General features: G+C 61.7%; 15 protein-coding genes and 1 riboswitch. Of the genes, 14 read left to right on the top strand and 1 reads right to left on the bottom strand.

From position 1 onward, the window contains the following. Positions 1-153: 153 nt before the first annotated feature. A riboswitch (TPP riboswitch) is annotated at positions 154-285 on the top strand. Between the two features lie 95 nt (positions 286-380). The 14 genes from thiC to B5E41_RS11285 all read left to right on the top strand — a co-directional run bounded on the left by thiC (position 381) and on the right by B5E41_RS11285 (position 17,144). Further along, complete coding sequence (thiC, locus tag B5E41_RS11355; RefSeq protein ID WP_088393594.1) at positions 381-2,213, top strand: phosphomethylpyrimidine synthase ThiC; 1,833 nt, start codon at positions 381-383, stop codon at positions 2,211-2,213. A 2-nt stretch (positions 2,214-2,215) separates the two neighbouring features. After that, the gene (gene thiO, locus B5E41_RS11350) at positions 2,216-3,202 is read left to right on the top strand and encodes a glycine oxidase ThiO (RefSeq protein ID WP_176439376.1); all 987 of its coding nucleotides are present in this window, start codon (positions 2,216-2,218) and stop codon (positions 3,200-3,202) included. Continuing rightward, positions 3,199-3,396: a sulfur carrier protein ThiS gene (gene thiS / locus B5E41_RS11345; protein WP_088393589.1), complete on the top strand. Its 198-nt coding sequence runs from the start codon at positions 3,199-3,201 to the stop codon at positions 3,394-3,396. Before thiO ends, thiS begins: the two co-directional genes overlap by 4 nt. 1 nt (position 3,397) lies before the next feature. Beyond that, positions 3,398-4,171, top strand: coding sequence for a thiazole synthase (locus B5E41_RS11340; RefSeq protein ID WP_088393587.1), 774 nt, complete (start codon positions 3,398-3,400; stop codon positions 4,169-4,171). Then, on the top strand, positions 4,168-4,788 hold the full coding sequence (locus B5E41_RS11335; protein ID WP_088393585.1) for a thiamine phosphate synthase: 621 nt from the start codon (positions 4,168-4,170) through the stop codon (positions 4,786-4,788). The genes B5E41_RS11340 and B5E41_RS11335 overlap by 4 nt, the downstream gene beginning before the upstream one ends. A 318-nt stretch (positions 4,789-5,106) precedes the next feature. Continuing rightward, the gene (gene ydiJ, locus B5E41_RS11330) at positions 5,107-8,130 is read left to right on the top strand and encodes a D-2-hydroxyglutarate dehydrogenase YdiJ (RefSeq protein ID WP_088393798.1); all 3,024 of its coding nucleotides are present in this window, start codon (positions 5,107-5,109) and stop codon (positions 8,128-8,130) included. A gap of 664 nt (positions 8,131-8,794) precedes the next feature. After that, the gene (locus B5E41_RS11320; RefSeq protein ID WP_088393583.1) at positions 8,795-9,046 is read left to right on the top strand and encodes a hypothetical protein; all 252 of its coding nucleotides are present in this window, start codon (positions 8,795-8,797) and stop codon (positions 9,044-9,046) included. 173 nt (positions 9,047-9,219) lie between these two features. Further along, complete coding sequence (locus B5E41_RS11315; protein WP_088393581.1) at positions 9,220-11,607, top strand: FdhF/YdeP family oxidoreductase; 2,388 nt, start codon at positions 9,220-9,222, stop codon at positions 11,605-11,607. Positions 11,608-11,813: 206 nt separating this feature from the next. Next, entirely contained in the window at positions 11,814-12,371 is a 558-nt protein-coding gene (locus tag B5E41_RS11310; RefSeq protein ID WP_088393796.1) for a c-type cytochrome, read from the top strand. Continuing rightward, positions 12,368-13,348: a cytochrome c oxidase subunit II gene (coxB, locus tag B5E41_RS11305; RefSeq protein WP_088393579.1), complete on the top strand. Its 981-nt coding sequence runs from the start codon at positions 12,368-12,370 to the stop codon at positions 13,346-13,348. Before B5E41_RS11310 ends, coxB begins: the two co-directional genes overlap by 4 nt. Beyond that, a complete protein-coding gene (gene ctaD / locus B5E41_RS11300) occupies positions 13,345-15,258 on the top strand; it encodes a cytochrome c oxidase subunit I (RefSeq protein WP_088393577.1) in 1,914 nt (637 codons plus the stop codon). Before coxB ends, ctaD begins: the two co-directional genes overlap by 4 nt. Further along, positions 15,255-15,857, top strand: a complete 603-nt coding sequence (locus B5E41_RS11295) for a cytochrome c oxidase subunit 3 (protein WP_088393575.1) — start codon at positions 15,255-15,257, stop codon at positions 15,855-15,857. The genes ctaD and B5E41_RS11295 overlap by 4 nt, the downstream gene beginning before the upstream one ends. After that, positions 15,854-16,747, top strand: coding sequence for a cytochrome c oxidase assembly protein (locus B5E41_RS11290; RefSeq protein ID WP_088393573.1), 894 nt, complete (start codon positions 15,854-15,856; stop codon positions 16,745-16,747). Before B5E41_RS11295 ends, B5E41_RS11290 begins: the two co-directional genes overlap by 4 nt. Continuing rightward, the gene (locus tag B5E41_RS11285; RefSeq protein WP_088393571.1) at positions 16,722-17,144 is read left to right on the top strand and encodes a c-type cytochrome; all 423 of its coding nucleotides are present in this window, start codon (positions 16,722-16,724) and stop codon (positions 17,142-17,144) included. The genes B5E41_RS11290 and B5E41_RS11285 overlap by 26 nt, the downstream gene beginning before the upstream one ends. An 82-nt stretch (positions 17,145-17,226) precedes the next feature. Here B5E41_RS11285 and B5E41_RS11280 read toward each other — a convergent pair whose 3' ends face one another. After that, entirely contained in the window at positions 17,227-18,366 is a 1,140-nt protein-coding gene (locus B5E41_RS11280; protein WP_088393569.1) for a helix-turn-helix domain-containing protein, read from the bottom strand. Positions 18,367-18,485: the final 119 nt, after the last annotated feature.

Below are 18,485 nucleotides of genomic sequence, written 5' to 3'. Positions count from 1 at the left end.
CAGGCCCATCCACAATCAATGTTGCTCGACTGGCGCCGGTACGGCCGCCGGCGCACCCTGCTGCCCAAGCTGATCGGCGACTAGCAGCGACAGCCACTGCCTTGGAACGTAAAGGGCTTCTTGACACAAGCGCCGCTCCAGTCTTTGATGGCGACCATTCACCAGGGGTGTCCCGGCAAGGGGCTGAGATTCTGCTGAACAATACGGCTTTGCCTGTTGTGGCGCAGTGACCCGTTGAACCTGATCCAGTTCATACTGGCGTAGGGACGGTGCGGACGCTGCGGCTGTTGGGCGGATTTTCGCTTTGTCGCGCAAGGCGTCTTTTCATCATTCCAACACTGGAACTGGGTCTCCAAACGTCAAACCTTGGAGCCTCATCCATGAATATTGTTGCCCCCCAGCTTACTCCCGTCGTCACCACCGGCTCGCTTCCGGCCTCGACCAAGATCGTAAAACCCGGAACCCTCTATCCGGACCTGCGCGTGCCGATGCGCGAAATCAGCCTTCACCCGACCTCCGGCGAGCCGCCGGTTACAGTCTATGATTCCTCCGGCCCTTATACCGATCCGGCCCATGTGATCTCCATTGACGCCGGGCTGCCACGTTTGCGCGAGACCTGGATCAAGGACCGCGGTGATGTCGAATCCTATGACGGCCGCATCGTCAAACCTGAAGACAATGGTTTTGCCACCGGCGAGCGGCTGACGCCGGAATTTCCCGTTCGCAACACGCCGCTGAAAGCAAAGGCCGGCCGTTCCGTCACCCAGCTCGCCTATGCGCGGGCAGGCATCGTCACGCCGGAAATGGAGTTCATCGCAATTCGTGAAAATCTCGGCCGGCAGGCCGCGAAGGAGGCGCTCGCGCGCGACGGCGAGAGCTTCGGCGCGCATGTTCCGGATTTCGTGACGCCCGAATTCGTGCGGCGCGAAGTTGCCGAGGGTAGGGCGATCATCCCCGCCAATATCAATCATCCGGAATCCGAACCGATGATCATCGGCAGGAACTTCCTTGTGAAGATCAACGCCAATATCGGCAATTCGGCGGTCACCTCGTCGATGGCGGAGGAAGTGGAGAAGATGGTCTGGGCGATCCGCTGGGGCGCCGATACGGTCATGGACCTTTCCACCGGTCGCAACATTCACAACATCCGGGAATGGATTATTCGCAATTCGCCGGTTCCGATCGGAACGGTGCCGCTTTACCAGGCGCTCGAGAAGGTGAACGGCATTGCTGAGGATCTGACGTGGGAAGTCTATCGGGATACGCTGATCGAACAGGCCGAGCAGGGCGTCGACTATTTCACCATCCATGCCGGCGTACGGCTTGCCTATATCCCGCTCACCGTCAATCGCGTCACCGGCATCGTCTCACGCGGCGGCTCGATCATGGCCAAGTGGTGTCTGCATCACCACAAGGAGAGTTTCCTCTACCAGCATTTCGAGGAAATCTGCGACATCTGCCGTGCCTACGACGTGTCCTTCTCGCTCGGCGACGGTTTGCGTCCGGGTTCGATTGCGGATGCCAATGACGCAGCGCAATTTGCCGAACTCGAAACGCTTGGCGAATTGACCAAGATTGCCTGGGCGAAGGATTGCCAGGTGATGATCGAAGGTCCCGGCCACGTGCCGATGCACAAGATCAAAGAGAATATGGACAAGCAGCTCGAGGTCTGCGGCGAAGCGCCCTTCTATACGCTCGGACCGCTGACGACCGACATCGCACCGGGCTATGACCACATCACCTCCGGCATCGGCGCAGCCATGATCGGCTGGTTCGGCACGGCCATGCTCTGCTATGTCACGCCGAAGGAGCATCTGGGGCTGCCCGACCGCAGCGACGTCAAAACCGGCGTCATCACCTACAAGATCGCCGCCCATGCCGCCGATCTTGCCAAGGGCCATCCGGCCGCCCGCATCCGCGACGACGCGCTGTCGCGCGCGCGCTTCGAATTCCGCTGGGAGGATCAGTTCAACCTCTCCCTCGACCCGGATACGGCCCGTTCCTTCCACGACGAGACCCTGCCGAAGGAGGCGCACAAGGTGGCGCACTTCTGTTCGATGTGCGGCCCGAAATTCTGCTCCATGCGAATTTCCCACGACATTCGCGCCGAAGCTCAGAAAGAGGGGTTGGAAGCCATGGCGGCCAAGTACCGCGATGGCGGCGATCTCTACATGCCGGTCGCAGAGGTCGCGAAAACGCCCGCCGGAGAATGACCATGCGTGTTCTCGTCAAAGGGGCCGGCGTTGCCGGCCTCACCGTGGCCTGGCAGCTCTATCGCCACGGCTTCCACGTCACCCTTGCGGAGCAGGCCGACAAGGCCGGCGCCGGCGCATCCGGCTTTGCCGGCGGCATGCTGGCGCCGTGGTGCGAACGGGAAAGTGCGGAGGAGCCGGTGCTGACGCTCGGCCGGCTGGCCGCCGATTGGTGGGAAGCGGCACTGCCGGGCCATGTCCATCGCCGGGGAACGCTTGTCGTGGCGGGCGGGCGCGATACCGGCGAACTCGACCGCTTTTCCCGTCGGACAAGCGGATGGGAATGGCTGGACGAGGCGGCAATCGCAGCCCTCGAACCGGATCTCGCCGGCCGCTTCCGCAGGGCGCTGTTCTTCCGGCAGGAAGCGCATCTCGATCCACGGCAGGCGCTCGCCGCCCTGGCCGCAGGGTTGGAGGACGCCCGCATGCGTCTCATGCTCGGCGTCACGGGCGAAGCTGATCTTGCCCATTATGACCGGGTAATCGACTGCACCGGTGCCGCCCAGATCGGCCGGCTGCCTGGATTGCGCGGTGTTCGAGGCGAGATGCTCTGCATCGAAACAGGCGAGCTCAGTCTCTCCCGCCCCGTCCGCCTGCTGCATCCGCGCCACCCGATCTATATCGTGCCGCGCGAAAAAAGGCGCTTCATGGTCGGAGCGACGATGATCGAAAGCGACGATGCCGGCCCGATTACCGCGCGTTCTCTGATGGAATTGCTGAACGCCGCCTACGCCTTGCATCCTGCCTTCGGCGAGGCACGGGTGACGGAAACCGGCGCAGGCGTGCGGCCCGCTCATCCCGACAATCTGCCGCGCGTGACGCAGGAGGGACGCACCCTCCATGTCAACGGCCTCTACCGCCACGGCTTTCTGCTGGCGCCGGCCATGGCCGCAGAGGTCGCGCGGCGTCTTCTCACAGAACAAGGACCTCAGGAAAGGAGGGCGTCATGACCTTCATCATCAATGGCGAGGAACAGGAGGTCGCGGCCGCGACGCTCGCAGATCTGCTTCTCGCTTTGGACTACGAAGGCGGGTGGCTCGCAACCGCGGTGAACGGCGAACTGGTGCACCGCGAGGATCGCGCCGATTTCGTGCTCGGCGAGCGCGACCGCATTGAAATTCTCTCACCCATGCAGGGAGGCTGACATGCTGAAACTCTACGACGTCGAGGTCCATTCCCGGCTGCTGCTCGGCACCGCCCGCTACCCGTCGCCCGCCGTCCTGGCAGAAGCCGTGAGACGCTCGAAGGCGGAAATTGTCACCGTCTCGCTGCGGCGCGAGGCCGCCGGCGGCAAGGCGGGCGGCGCCTTCTTCGAGCTGATCCGCGAGCTCGGCGTGCGCGTGCTGCCAAATACGGCCGGCTGCCACAGCGTGCAGGAGGCTGTGCTGACAGCGAAGATGGCGCGCGACGTTTTCCGCACCGACTGGATCAAGCTCGAAGTGATCGGCCATCACGATACGCTGCAGCCCGATGTCTTCGGCCTTGTCGAAGCGGCACGCATCCTGACCGGGGAGGGCTTCCAGGTCTTCCCCTATACGACCGACGATCTTGTCGTCGCCGAAAAGCTGCTGGATGCCGGCTGCCGCGTCCTGATGCCCTGGTGCGCGCCGATCGGCTCCGCCATGGGACCGGTGAACCCGATGGCGCTGCGGGCATTCCGAGCACATTTTCCGGATGTGCCGCTCATCGTCGATGCCGGCATCGGCCGCCCGTCGCATGCCGCCGCCGTCATGGAGTACGGTTATGATGCCGTTCTTCTCAACACTGCCGTTGCCGGCGCAGGTGACCCTGCCGCCATGGCCGAGGCCTTCGCACTTGCCATCGATGCCGGCCGCATTGCGCATGGCGCCGTGCCGTTGGAGCCGCGCGACATGGCCGTTCCTTCCACTCCCATCATCGGAAAGGCCGTCTTTTCATGAAGCTCGATCCCTTCTATCTCATCGTCGACAGCGCCGACTGGGTCGAGCGTCTCGTGCCGCTCGGCGTCAAACTCGTCCAGCTGCGCATCAAGGATTGTCCGGACTCCGTGCTTCGCGAGGAGATCCGGCGTTCGAAGACTGCCTGTGCGGCAGCAGGTTGCCAATTGGTCGTCAACGACCATTGGAAGCTGGCGATCGATGAAGGATGCGATTTCATTCATCTCGGGCAGGAAGACCTGATGGCCGCCGACATGAATGCCATTCGTCGTGCTGGTCTGAAGCTCGGCCTTTCGACGCACGACATATCGGAGCTGGAGACGGCGCTGGCGGCCGAGCCGGATTACGTTGCACTCGGACCGGTCTGGCCGACGATTCTCAAACAGATGAAATGGGCGCCGCAAGGTATTGAACGTCTTTCGGACTGGCGGCGGCGCGTCGGCGCGATACCGCTCGTCGCCATTGGCGGGATCACCGCCGAACGCGCGCAGCTGGTGCTGGAAAAAGGCGCCGATAGTGCTGCCGTGGTCACCGATATCACCCGCAACGCGGATCCCGAGGCCCGCACGCGACAGTGGCTTGCCGCGACCGCGCCGTGGCGGCCCACGAATAAGGTATGAAGGGTTGATCTTGCCGACAGCGCGGAAACCTTTGATGCTGCCGGGCAGGGTATTGTTACATGATCAACTACACCGGAAATTCGACTTTTCGATTGCGTAGTTCACTTGTGAGAGGAACGCCGGTTCGGATCTGTTCAACAGCCAGACGTCGAATGGCGAGTCTCAGGTTCTACTCCCTCCAAGAGAAGAGCAATTTTCAATCTTGCCAGCCTGTCGGTTCAGCATTCAGCCATGGCGAAAATGGCTGCGGTACCTGCGCACCTCTATTTCAGTTGCTTCAAAAGTTTTATAAGCTCGGGCGTTTTCAGCAGCGATAAAATGATCCCCCGTATCAAGACCAGAGAATCTTCACTTCTCGGAGCCGGCTTCTTCGAGCGACTGCTCGAGGCAGGCTTTGCCGGCGACATCGAGACCAGCGCCGCCTCGCGCACCGTGCTTTCGACGGACAACTCGATCTACCAAGTCGAGCCGGCAGGGATCCTCTTTCCCCAGGATATCGAGGACATGAAGGCCTTGATGCGGGTCCTCTCCGAAGATCCGTTCCGCGGCCTGCGCGTCGTCGCGCGCGGCGGCGGCACCGGCACCAATGGCCAGTCGCTGACGGACGGCCTCGTCGTCGACTGCTCACGGCACATGAACCGGATCCTGGAGATCGATCCGGTGCGGCGGGTCGCCCGCGTCGAAGCCGGCGTCGTCAAGGACCAGCTCAACCGCGCCCTTGAGGATCATGGCCTGTTCTTCGCTCCGGAACTTTCGACCTCCAATCGGGCGACGATCGGCGGCATGGTCTCGACCGATGCCTGCGGCCAGGGCTCCTGCCTCTACGGCAAGACGAGCAACCATGTGCTCGGCCTCAGGATGGTCCTGACCGATGCGACGGACTGGTGGTCGCGTCCCCTCGACGACGTGTCTCTTGCCAAGGTCAAGTCTCGCGATGATCGCGTCGGGGAGATCCATCGGACGGTCGACAGGATCGCGCGCGACGAGCGCGCGCGCATCGAGGAAATCTTTCCGCGCCTCAACCGCTACATGACCGGCTACGACCTTGCGCATATCCGTCGTGACGACGGACGCTTCGATCTCAATGCGATCATCTGCGGCTCGGAAGGCACGCTGGCGATGATCGCCGAGATCGAGCTCAACCTTCTGCCGATCCCCAAATATGCAGCGCTGGTCAATATCCGCTACGACGACTTCAACACCGCTCTCGAAGACGCAAGGTCGCTGACCGCGCTGAACGTCGCCTCGGTGGAAACGATCGACGAGAAGGTGCTTGGCCTTGCCAAGGGCGACATCGTGTGGAGCGGCATCGCGCGGTTTTTCCCGGATGACCAGCGCGGTCCCGCCAACGGCATCAATATCGCCGAGGTGCTGGCCGACGACCCGGTCGAGTTGGAACAGAAGCTCATGGCGGTGACGTCGGCGCTGGCCGGCGCCGATGTCGTCCGCAATATCGGCCTTACGATCGCCCGGGAGAAAGCGGACGTCGAGGCGATATGGGCGATGCGCAAGCGCGCCGTCGGGCTTCTCGGCAATGTCGAAGGCCCGGTGCGCCCGGTGGCTTTCGTCGAGGACACCGCCGTCCCTCCTGACAATCTCGCCGCCTATATCGGAGAATTCCGCGCTCTTCTCGATGCTGCCGGCGTCTCCTACGGCATGTTCGGGCATGTGGATGCGGGCGTGCTTCATGTGCGGCCGGCCCTCGACCTGACGCGGGACGACCATGTGCCGCTCATCCGGGAAATCACCGACGCGGTGGTGGCGCTTACCCGCAAGCATGGCGGCGTTCTCTGGGGAGAGCACGGCAAGGGTGTGCGATCAGAATATGTGCCGGAATTCTTCGGCGATCTCTATCCCTGCCTTCAGCAGATCAAGAAGGCGTTCGATCCAGAGAACCGCCTCAATCCGGGCAAGATCGCCGCGCCCGACGATGGCGCGCTGATGAAGATCGACGAGGTTCCCTTGCGGGGAAGCGTCGACCGCATCATCGGCAACGAGATCCGCGCAGCCTTCGACAATGCGGCCTATTGCAACGGGAACGGCGCCTGTTTCGATTTCGACGAGACCAGCCCGATGTGCCCGTCCTACAAGGCAACCCGCAACCGTGTGTACTCGCCGAAGGGGCGCGCCGCCCTGATGCGGGAATGGCTGCGGCTGCTCGTCGAGCAGGGTGTCGATCCCCGTGAGGAAGCGGTTCGGCTCCGCAATTCGAACAAGGTGATCGGGCTTGTCAGGCGGGCGTTCAACTCGCTGAACCCGGCCAATCGGACCGATTTTTCGCACGAAGTGCGGGCAGCTATGGATACGTGCCTCGCCTGCAAGGCCTGCGCCGGTCAATGCCCTGTCAAGGTCAGCGTCCCCGCGTTCCGCTCGAAGTTCCTGAACCTCTATTACGGCCGCTACCTCAGGCCGCTGAAAGATCCGCTGGTGGCCGGCATTGAGGCCACTCTGCCGCTGATGGCGCGGATGCGTCCTCTCTACAATCTCCTTGCCGGAACGGCTGCCGGCCGCGCGGCGATGAAGCTCGTCGGCTTGACCGCGCTGCCGAAGATGCCGCCGGCGTCGCCGCTGGCCGGCCTCGGGGTTCCGACCGCCGACGCGGAGCAGATCATGAAGATGTCTCCCGAGGCGCGCGGCCGCACCGTCGTCTTCATTCCCGACGCCTTCACTGCGCATTTCGATCCCAAAGTGGTCGTCGCCGCCGTCGAGGTCGCCCGCAAGCTCGGCCTGTCGCCGTTCATCGCGCCGCCGCTCACCAACGGAAAAGCGCTGCATGTCCACGGCTACCTCGACCGTTTCGAAAAGGCGGCCGTCGCGACCTCGCGCTCCCTGAATCGTTTGGCGACAATCGGCGTGCCGCTTGTCGGCCTGGACCCATCCATGACCCTCGCCTATCGGAGCGAGTACATGACCTTGCCGAAAGGACTATCCCACGCAACCGTGCTGCTGCCGCAGGAATGGCTGGCTGCAAACGGCAAGGACCTGGCGGAGGCGGTCAGGCGGCAGGCCGTGGCGACGGTCCGGCTTCTGCCGCACTGTACCGAACGCACCAATATGCCCTCAGCGGTTGCGCAGTGGAAAGCGGTCTTCGGCACCCTCGGCATTGACCTGCAGGTGGCTGATGCGGGTTGCTGCGGCATGGCGGGAACGTTTGGCCACGAAGCCCGCAACAGAGCGATTTCCGAAACGCTCTATGCGATGAGCTGGGCAGAACAGATCGCCGCCGGCGAGGACGGGACCGTCGTCATGGCGACCGGCTATTCCTGCCGGTCGCAGGTCAAGGAAATAGACCGCAGGACGATCCCCCATCCTCTGGAAGTCATCCGGGATCTGTTAAGCTGAAAACCCGGGCGCAAGGCGGGTGGCGAGACGCTGACGTCGCTGAAGGTCGGCGGCAGGGTGACGTCCCGCCAGGGGCCGGCGTTTTCGTCAGCGAAAAGAATGCCAGGACCCTGAATTTCGAGATCAGCCGGGTCGAAGACATCCGTTCCGCCATGCAGATCCTCGAACTGCGGGTGTCGAAATTCAGGTCGCAGCGCTCGCCGCAACCCGGCGCGCGCCCGAGGCGCAACCCGCATTTCCCGAGTTTTCTGGAAGCGTGATGGAGAGCATCAACTTCGAACTGGTGCTCAAGCACCGTCAGTCGTTACGCGCCTATGAGGGATATCTGAAGAGGATCAACAAGGAGCATGCGGCGATGGTTCCTTTCGCGCGCGGCCACAGCTGCTATTGCGAACAGCCCACCACAGAAGCAAGTTCCATAATTCAGTTTACGCCAGATTCGCCTGTAGCCGGGGTACATTCCGTTTCCAATTGCGACGCGCCGGGCCGCCCTTTGGCGCTCACGCGAGCAGCCAGTTTTCGGCACGCAAGCTCTCGGAACTGAAAAAATCCCACACATTATTCGTCGCTCAGAGCTCAGGGAACGAAATCCGGGCGATCAGGTTAGTCCAAAGGAGAAGCGGGCTTTCGAGCCTGGCGATGAGGTGAACCCGAGGAGCAGGTTGTGAATGTTGTAAGTTTTCCGCGCCAGCGTCACGATGATCCCGATCGCGCTTTCGTCAGCACCGATGCAGATGAGCGACGGCTCTATAGATTTGCCCTGCAGTACGAGATGGATGGCAAGAGCTGGGCGACCGACATCTGGGCCTATTCATCCAATGACGCCGAAGATCGCGTCGCTGCGATGCGGCGATCGCTGACGATGTGCGGTCAGCTCTATGCCGAGGTGGCGGCCGACGCTCCGACGCCGCTCTGAGCATATGCGACGCGGCTGAGAAGCTCAGTTTATTGCCAATCGTCTCCCGTCACCGGCTGTCGACAGCCCCGCTCGTCACTTTGCCGACTCGCCTGGAACAGTTTGTTTCTCGAAGAGTTCGGATCGCAAAATATCTGCCGGGGATCCCCCGACGACAATATCGGGAGGCAAAAATGTCAGCGCGATCGAAACATCCGAGCACGCCTGCGGCTGGCGGCTGGGCGGCGGCGAGATCTCTTGGAGAAATTCTTCTCCGCGAACACGTCCCCCGATCGGGGCCGTCGCTGCTTTCCCATCACAACAAACCAGACGGTTACATGTGCGTCAGTTGTGCCTGGGCCAAGCCTGCAAAACCGCATGCGATGGAATTTTGCGAAAGCGGCGCAAAGGCGACCGCCTGGGAGGTCACTTCCCGCCGCGCCGACCGCGCCTTCTTCGCCGCCCATACATTGCATGAGCTGGAGCAGTGGAGCGATCACGATCTCGAAGAACAAGGTCGCCTGACCCACCCGATGCGGTGGAACCGCTCGACCGACAAATACGAGCCGGTAGACTGGAACAATGCATTCGCAGAAATCGGCGAGGCGCTGCGGTCAATTCCTCCGCGTGAGGTCGATTTCTACACCTCCGGGCGCGCCTCCCTCGAGACCTCCTACATGTATCAGCTTTTTGCCCGCATCTTCGGCAGCAACAACTTGCCCGATTCTTCCAACATGTGTCACGAAAGCTCCTCGGTCGGTCTGCCGGAAAGCATCGGAGCCTCCGTCGGCACGGCAATCCTGTCCGATTTCCAGAACTGCGATTGCATTTTCTATATGGCGCAGAACGTCGCCACCTCCTCCCCACGAATGCTGCATGACCTTCAGGACGCCGTCGACCGTGGCGTGAAAATCGTCACCTTCAACTTGTTGCGCGAACCGGGCCTTGAACGTTTCATCAACCCGCAAATGCCGAGCCAGATGCTGACCGGTCGGTCGACGCCGATTTCGTCGGAATATTACCAGGTGAAGAACGGAGGCGACATCGCGGCCCTCTTCGGGGTCTGCAAAGCCTTGATCGAAGCCGACGATGCCATGAAGGCAATGGGCATGAGCAAGGTTTCAGGCTCCGATGCCGTGCCCCATAAACCGGATAATGCCGCGGCGGTGGCGTTCGCCGCTTCCATTGCCGCCGCCGACAAAAAGCATGTTCTCGACCACGATTTCATCAACACGCATACGTCGGGTTTCGAGGAATTCGCCGAAGCCGCCCGCCGATATGACTGGGCCGAGCTGGAACGTGTTTCCGGCTTGACCCGCGAACAGATGATTCAGGCAGCCCGCACCTACGCCCATTCGGAGGCGGTGCTGATGATCTACGGCATGGGTCTCACCCAGCATGTGATGGGTGTCCAGAACGTTCATATGGTCGCCAACCTCGCGCTGTTGCGCGGCAATATCGGCAAGCCCGGCGCCAATATCTGCGCCGTGCGTGGCCACTCGAACGTGCAGGGCCAGCGCACGGTCGGGATAACGGAAAAGCCGGACCTCGTGCCGCTCGATAAGCTGAAGGAACTCTACCGGTTCGAACCGCCACAATGGGAAGGACGCTCGACCGTCGACACCTGCAAGGCGATCATGGAGGGCGAAGCCAAGGCCTTCGTCAGCCTCGGTGGCAATTTCTTGCGCGCCGTCCCGGAAACGGAAGCGATGGAGGCCGCCTGGCGCAAACTCCGCCTGACCGTACAGATCGCGACGAAGCTCAATCGCAGCCACGTCATCCATGGCGAAATCGCCTATCTCCTTCCCTGTCTCGGCCGTATCGAGATCGATGAACAGGCAAGCGGTCCGCAAGCAGTTTCCATCGAAAGTTCTGTGGCTCATTTCCATGGCTCGCGTGGGAAGGCGAAGCCCGCGAGCGAGGAGCTTCTGTCGGAGCCCGCCATCATCGCCGGCATTGCCAAGGCGACGCTGGCGAATGGCCGAGTCCCCTGGGACGAATGGGTCGGCGATTATTCGAAGATCCGCGATGCGATCGAAGCGACCTATCCCGAGACATTCAGGGATTTCAACAAACGCATGTTTCAGCCGGGCGGCATTCCGAGACCGGTGCCGGCCAGGGAACGCAAATGGACGACGCCCAACCAGAAAGCCAATTTCATCACGCCGCCGCGCCTCTTCCCCGAACTCGACATCGGTCCGGGCGCCACTGAGGTTCTCAACCTCGCCACGCTCCGATCCAACGACCAGTTCAACACGACTATCTACGGTTACAGCGATCGCTATCGCGGTGTGAAGGGAACGCGAAAGGTGGTCTTCATGAACGAAAAGGATATTGGCAGACTGGGCTTCAAAGAAGGCGATTTCGTCGATCTGACGACTGCCATCGACGTTGCCACAACGCGCCGCGTCACCGGCTTCAAGGTTGCTCGGCACCCAATTCCGGCCGGGTGCTGTGCGGCCTATTACCCTGAGGCGAACCCGCTCTTTCCGCTGTCGCATCACGACGCCAAGGCCAAGACCCCCTCTTACAAGATGTTGCCGGTGCGGCTCAGTCTCTCGGCCCTGTCGTCGCGGTCCTGATCTAGGTCCCGGCAATGCGCGAAAGCAAGCACGTCCCTTGGTCGGCGGCAGTATCGCTTCTCACGATGGCAGTCGTCTGGGCCGCCATCGCCTGGGCAAACCGTCTACGCTTGCGTCGCGCCCATCCCGCCGTCGCGTCTGGTCCCGATCGGTTCCCTTTGCTTGCCGACAGCGCCGTCAAGAAGAACAGTATCTGGTTGGTCTCGATGGTGCTGCTCTGTATGTTCGTGATCGGAGCCGCGATCGCCTGGGCAAGACATCCAAGGCAGTATCGCACCGATCCGCCGCTCACATCATCTCTCGATCAGTTCCGGCTGATGCCGGACAGGATCGGCGGCACACCACCCGACGTCTATTTCGTGCTTGGCAAGCCCTATGAGACGACCGCTTATGATCTGAGCCAGGGCAAGCGCCTTTATTCCTGGTTCGGCTGCCCTACTTGCCATGGAGACGGACGAGGCGGGACCGGCCCTTCGTTTCTTGACGGCTGGTGGTTTTATGGCTCGGAAATGGTATCGGTCGTGGCATCCATACGCGACGGACGGCCTCACGGCATGCCTGCCTTCGCGAACAAAATGACGAGCGACCAGATCTGGCAGCTCGCCGGTTATGTCAGGACGATCGGCGCCTATTCCGCCCCCTATACCGCGCCGAGCCGCAACGACGACAAGCATACGAGACCGGCCGAGAACCGCGCGCCCGCCGCAACTCTTTTCGAGGAAGGGCCGGTGGGCGTCCGCGCCGATCGAGGTGTCCGGCCTTGAAGATCGCCGCGGCATGCACCCTATTTCTGTCAGGCTGCGCTGGGACGCAATCGGCGCTGAATGCGGACGGACCTGCCGCTTCGGAACTCAAGAGCCTGATACTCCTGTTCGTCGCCGTCTGCGGCGTCGTCTTCGTGCTTGTCATAAGCGTCATGGCATGGGCGCTGGTTCGCAGGAAAACCCAGGCCCCCGGCGAACCACAGACCGAGCGGTCCATGGGCAGGGTCGTTAGCGGCGCGATCGTTATGACCTTCCTGGTCGTAAGCTTCCTGACGATCACCAGCTTTTACGCAACCAATGGCGTCGACCGCGGCCGGGACAATCCGCCGACCATCGCCGTTCGCGGGCAGCAGTGGTGGTGGCAGTTTACCTATCTCGATGCGGATCCCGCCAGGACATTCCAGACCGCCAACGAGCTGCATATCCCGGTGGGAACCGATGTCCGGCTGCGACTGGAAGCGACTGATGTCATTCATTCCTTCTGGGTGCCCAACCTGACGGGAAAGCAGGATCTGGTCCCCGGCCGCGACAACCGGCTGACGCTGCATGCCAGCAAAGCCGGCATCTATCGTGGCCAATGCGCCGAATTCTGCGGCCTGCAGCACAGCCACATGGCGCTGTTGGTGATCGCCGAGGAGCCGGAGGACTATGCCAGATGGCTGGAGTCTCAGAGAAAGACGGCAGCCGCGCCGGCCGATGGTGTTGCCGCGTCGGGAAAGCTGGTCTTCATGAGCAAACCTTGTGCCGCCTGTCACGCCATCCGCGGCACCGAGGCATCGGGCACCTCCGGACCTGACCTCACCCATGTCGGCAGCCGCAGCATGATTGCCGCGGGGCGGCTGGAGAATACGCGGGGATCGGTTGCGGCATGGATTGCCGACCCGCAAACACTGAAGCCCGGCAACAACATGCCGTTGGTCCCCCTCACCGGCGAAGAGCTGCGGCAAGTGAGCGCCTACATGAGTGGTCTGCGATGACCGGCGGCGGCAGAACCCCTTCCCCCGCCGATCTGGCTGCCGGCAGTGAAGAAGCGGAAGCTTTCCTCAGGCGCACATGGTCGACGCCTTCCGGATTGCTGGCAGCGCTCTCCACGGTCGATCACAAGATCATCGGTCGGCGCTATATCGCGACAGCCTTTGTCTTTCTCATCCTCGGCGGCGTGCTGGCGCTGGTGATGCGCATCCAGCTCGCCTTCCCCGAGGCCCGCTTCATCAGCGCCGACCGGTACAATCAGATCTTCACCGTGCACGGAAGCAACATGATGTTCCTGTTTGCGGTGCCGGTCATGGAGGCGATGGCGGTCTATCTCGTTCCTATGATGGTCGGAACCCGCAATATCGCCTTTCCCAGGCTGAATGCCTTCTCCTATTGGATCTACCTCGCGGGCGGGCTGCTGCTCTGGATCTCTCTCGCCCTCGATACCGCCCCCGATGTCGGCTGGTTTTCCTACGTGCCTCTCGCCGGCCCGCAATATGGCGCGGGGAAACGGGCAGACCTCTGGGCGCAGATGATCACCTTCACCGAGGTCTCCGCCCTTGCCGTTGCCGCCGAAATTGTCGTGACGGTCTTCAAACTGCGGGCGCCCGGCATGTCGCTCGACCGGATCCCCGTCTTCGTCTGGTCGATGCTGGTCACCGCCTTTCTCGTCATCCTGGCCATGCCGGCGATCATGTTCGCCAGCTCGTCGCTCATTCTCGACCGGCTGGTCGGCACCCAGTTCTATAATCCAGCAGAAGGGGGCGATGTCCTTCTCTGGCAGCACCTGTTCTGGTTCTTCGGTCATCCCGAGGTCTACATCATCTTCCTGCCGGCGGTCGGCATCGTCTCCGCCATAATCTCCACCTTCACGCGGCGTCCTGTCTTCGGCTATATGCCGCTGGTGCTGGCGATGATCGCCACCGGAATTCTCTCCTTCGGCCTGTGGGTGCACCACATGTTCGTGGCCGGCCTGCCGCGGCTGGGAAGCAGCTTTTTCACCGCCTCGAGCATGGCAATCGCCATTCCCGCCGGAACCCAGATCTTTTGCTGGCTGGCAACGCTGTGGGATGGCCGTCCGGTGTTCAAGACACCGCTGCTTTTCGTCATCGGCTTTCTCATCACCTTCGTCATCGGCGGCCTGACCGGCGTCATGGTGGCGTCGGTGCCGCTCGATACCCAGGTCCACGACACCTATTTCGTCGTCGCCCATTTTCACTATGTGCTGATCGGCGGCTCCGTCTTCCCACTGATCGGCGCGATCTATTACTGGTTCCCGAAGATGACCGGCCGGATGATGAGCGAAAGGTTCGGCCGGTGGGCCTTCGGCCTGATCTTCACGGGCTTCCACCTGACTTTCTTTCCGATGCACATCCTGGGCCTCCAAGGCATGCCGCGGCGCATCTACACCTATCCGCCCGAGCTGCCCTGGGCCGGTCTGAACCTGTTCGTCAGCCTCAGCGCCTTCATTCTCGCCGCCGGCTTCCTGGTCTTCTTCATCGATGCCCTGCGCAGCTTCCGCCATGGCCCACCCGCCAGCCCCAATCCCTGGAATGCGTCAACACTGGAGTGGGCCATACCCTCGCCCCCTCCCCCTTATAATTTTCGGCATATTCCCGTGGTCGAAACGCGCGAGCCGCTCTGGATGTCGGGCGAGACGTTGCCGGTGGCGACGGGACTTCGGCTCGATCGGCGGGAACTGATCGTCAGCAGCGTCACATCAGGCGAGCCGGAGGCGCGGGAGGCCTCGCCAGCCGATTCCATCTGGCCATTTCTGGCGGCCATTGCCACCAGCATCATGCTGATCGGCTCGATCTTCAGCCCGTGGGCGGTCGTCTGGGGAGCCGTTCCGGTGGCCATCACCCTGACAGGATGGTTCTGGCCCAAGCAAACGCCGGAGGACGAGTCATGAAGGAGCGCGTGGTCACCGATCTGTCGAAGCTTCCCCTGCACGGCCTGGGCAGCGCGAGCCTGACGTTCTGGGGAACCAGCGCCTTCATGCTGATCGAAGGCATGGGATTCGCGCTGGCGATCGTCGTCTACTTCTATCTCATGAGCCTGGCGCCGCGTTGGCCGATCGAAGCCCCTGCCCCGGATCTCCTTCCCGGCACGATCCTGACTTTGCTGCTTCTCCTCAGCATCGTGCCGAATATGCTCGTCGCGCGGTGGGCGAAGCAGAGGGATCTCCGCAAGTTGCGCGCGGGACTGATCGTCATGGCGCTTCTCGGAGCGGCGCCCCTCATACCCCGCGCCTATGAATTTCCTGCCCTTCACATAGGCTGGGACGACGATGCCTACGGATCGATCGTCTGGACGATGCTCGGCCTGCACGCGACCCACATCATCACCGACCTCGTCGATACCGTCGTTCTCGCCTGTTTGATGTTTTCGAAGCATGGCGACAATGCGCGGCGCTACGGCGATGTTGAAGACAACGCGCTCTACTGGAACTTTGTCGTTCTCGCCTGGCTTCCCCTCTACGGATGCATCTATTGGGTGCCGCGGCTATGAGAACAGCAACGACAATCGCCTTTCTTCTCATGGCGACACCGGGATTGGCACATGAAGATCATGCCCATCCGAATTCCCTGCCTTGGACGGCCGATCCCTGGATAATTGCGCCGCTCGCAGTCTGCGCAGGCCTCTATGCAAGCGGAAGCCTTCGCTTCATGTCGCGATCATCCGCGGGCCGGCGCGTCTTCGCGCGCCGGCTTTTGGCCTATTGGGCCGGCTGGCTAGTGCTTGCCGGCGCGCTTGTCTCTCCCCTGCATTGGCTGGGAGAGCAGCTCTTCACCGTCCATATGATCGAACATGAACTGGTGATGGCAATCGCCGCGCCGCTCATCGTATTGGCACGCCCATCGGCGGTGCTGCTCTGGGGCCTGCCAAGGATCGTCAGGCGCCGGGCGGCACAGGTGCTCGCCTCGAGCATGGTCCGCAGGACCTGGACGTTGCTGAGCAACGGCACTGTCGCGACGCTGCTGCACGGGATGGCAATCTGGGGATGGCATTCGCCCGTCCTGTTCGACGCCGCGATCGAAAGCACGCCGCTCCACCGTCTGCAACATCTTTCCTTTTTCCTAAGTGCCGTCCTGTTCTGGTGGCCTGTCGTCTGGAAGACGAACAGGGGGCTGGCGGCCTGGCATCTGTTCCTGACGATGCTCCATATGAGCATTCTCGGGGCCCTCATCGCCCTGTCACCGAACGTGCTCTACGCCGTGCAGACCCGATCGTCCGGGGCTTGGGGGCTGTCGCCGCTCGAAGACCAGCAGATGGCAGGCTTGGTAATGTGGGTTCCTGCCGGCCTCGTCTACGCTACTGTTGCGCTGGCGCTGACGGCTCTGTGGATCAGGGATTCCGGAAAAGGAGGCGCAGATGGAACACGTATCGTCGCCCCATAATTCCCTTCGCTCCGCCTTTGTGATCGCCGCCTGCGTGGTGAGCCTGACGGCGGCATTGACTTTGACCGACATCTACCGGCAGCGGTCCGAAAGGCAAGCTGTTGCCGTCGCCATGACGAAAGGCGATCCGGCGCGGGCGCCGGCGATTTTTCGCCGATATGGCTGCGCCGGATGTCACACCATTCCCGGCATCGAGGGCGCCGACGGCAAGGTCGGCGACGATCTCTCCGGTCTGCGCGAGAGGGTCTACATTGCCGGCGTGCTCAACAATTCCGCCGACAACCTCATTGGCTGGATCGTCGCGCCGCAGGCCCAGTCGCCAAGAACGGCGATGCCGCCTACCGGAATATCCGAACAGGAGGCCCGCGATCTCGCAGCCTATCTCTATGCTCGCTGAATACATCCGTTTCCGGTGTCCTCAGGCCACTAGCGCGGCGCCGATGTAGTGGAAGCGATACGGCTTGGTTCGAAATTACAGGCTACCATAAATTAGGATGTGATCGGCTGAATGGCTTTTTAGCGTTCGCCGTGCCTCTCAATGAAAAACCCATCAAACGCTTGTATTCCGCCTCAGGAATGCCGTAGGAGCCCTTGGCCCTCAGAATGAGGCCCTCTCGATCGAGGACTATTGCCTTGCTCCTTACTGACCTGATGAGCTTTTCACCCTCCAGGATGGGAAGCGCGCCGGTAATTCCGGAACGCCGGACGCCGAGCATCGAAGACATCTGTTCGTGGGTGAGCCGCAGCACCTGATCTTCCGATCGATCATCGAGCATGAGCAGCAAGCGGGCCAGCCTCTGTTCGATGGAGTACCGGCTATTGGCCAAGACCGTATATCCTATCTGAATTGCGAGCGCCCGTGAAAACGACAACGAAAGAGAACGCAATTGCGGCGCCCTCTGCGTCAGACGAAGGAAACTATCGATGTCGATTTGCTGTGCGGTCCCTTCGGTTTGCACCACGAGATGGTAGGGCGTGCGCCAATCACCTTCTAACAGCCCGGTGCCGGTCACGCCCTCACGCCCGATCAGTCCAACCTCTACCTGCGAGCCGTCGAGAGACGAGGCGAGCAGCGAAACCGTCCCGGTTTCAATGAAGAAGATCGTCGTTATCTCTTCGAACTGCCGCTCAAGAACTTCGCCTTGAGCCAGCCGAACCGGTTGAAGGAGGGGCCGGATAAGATCGATTTCACCGGCGGAAAGGGCAGAAAGAACGAAATTCTTGTGGCCGCCCGATGCCTTCGCGGCGGAACCCTGACAATCGGAAAGAGCACGGTAAATCGCGCTCGTCTCCAGCGGTTTTTCCACGAAGATTCGATCCGCAAACCGAGGAGGAACGACGTCCCGGCTGTAGCCGGTCGCGAAGAAGAAGGGGATATTGCGCCTCGATAACTCGTCGGCGACAGGAAACACCATCGTTCCACCGAGATTGATGTCCAAGATGGCAACTTCGATTTGGGAATCTTCTATATATTTCAGCGCTCGTTCGACGCTGGAGGCCGGCCCAACAATCTTGAGTCCGGTTGCGGTCAGCTTCGACGCGAGCTCGCTGGCAACAGCGTAATCGTCCTCAACGAGGAGGACAGCCTTGTACGCGCGTTCGTCAATAGCCGTATTCATGACGATCTGCCTCCCCCAGCCCTTATTCGATTAAAACTTTCCCCGACTGCCCCTGTTCTGTCAGGGCTGAATGGCGTTACCATGGATAATAGCTTCAAGCGTTGGCCGCGTCCTCGCAT

Source organism: Rhizobium esperanzae (assembly GCF_002204185.1).
GTDB lineage: Bacteria > Pseudomonadota > Alphaproteobacteria > Rhizobiales > Rhizobiaceae > Rhizobium > Rhizobium esperanzae.
The sequence above is the reverse complement of the archived record's forward strand: the minus strand, read 5'-3'. Positions and strand labels throughout refer to the sequence as shown.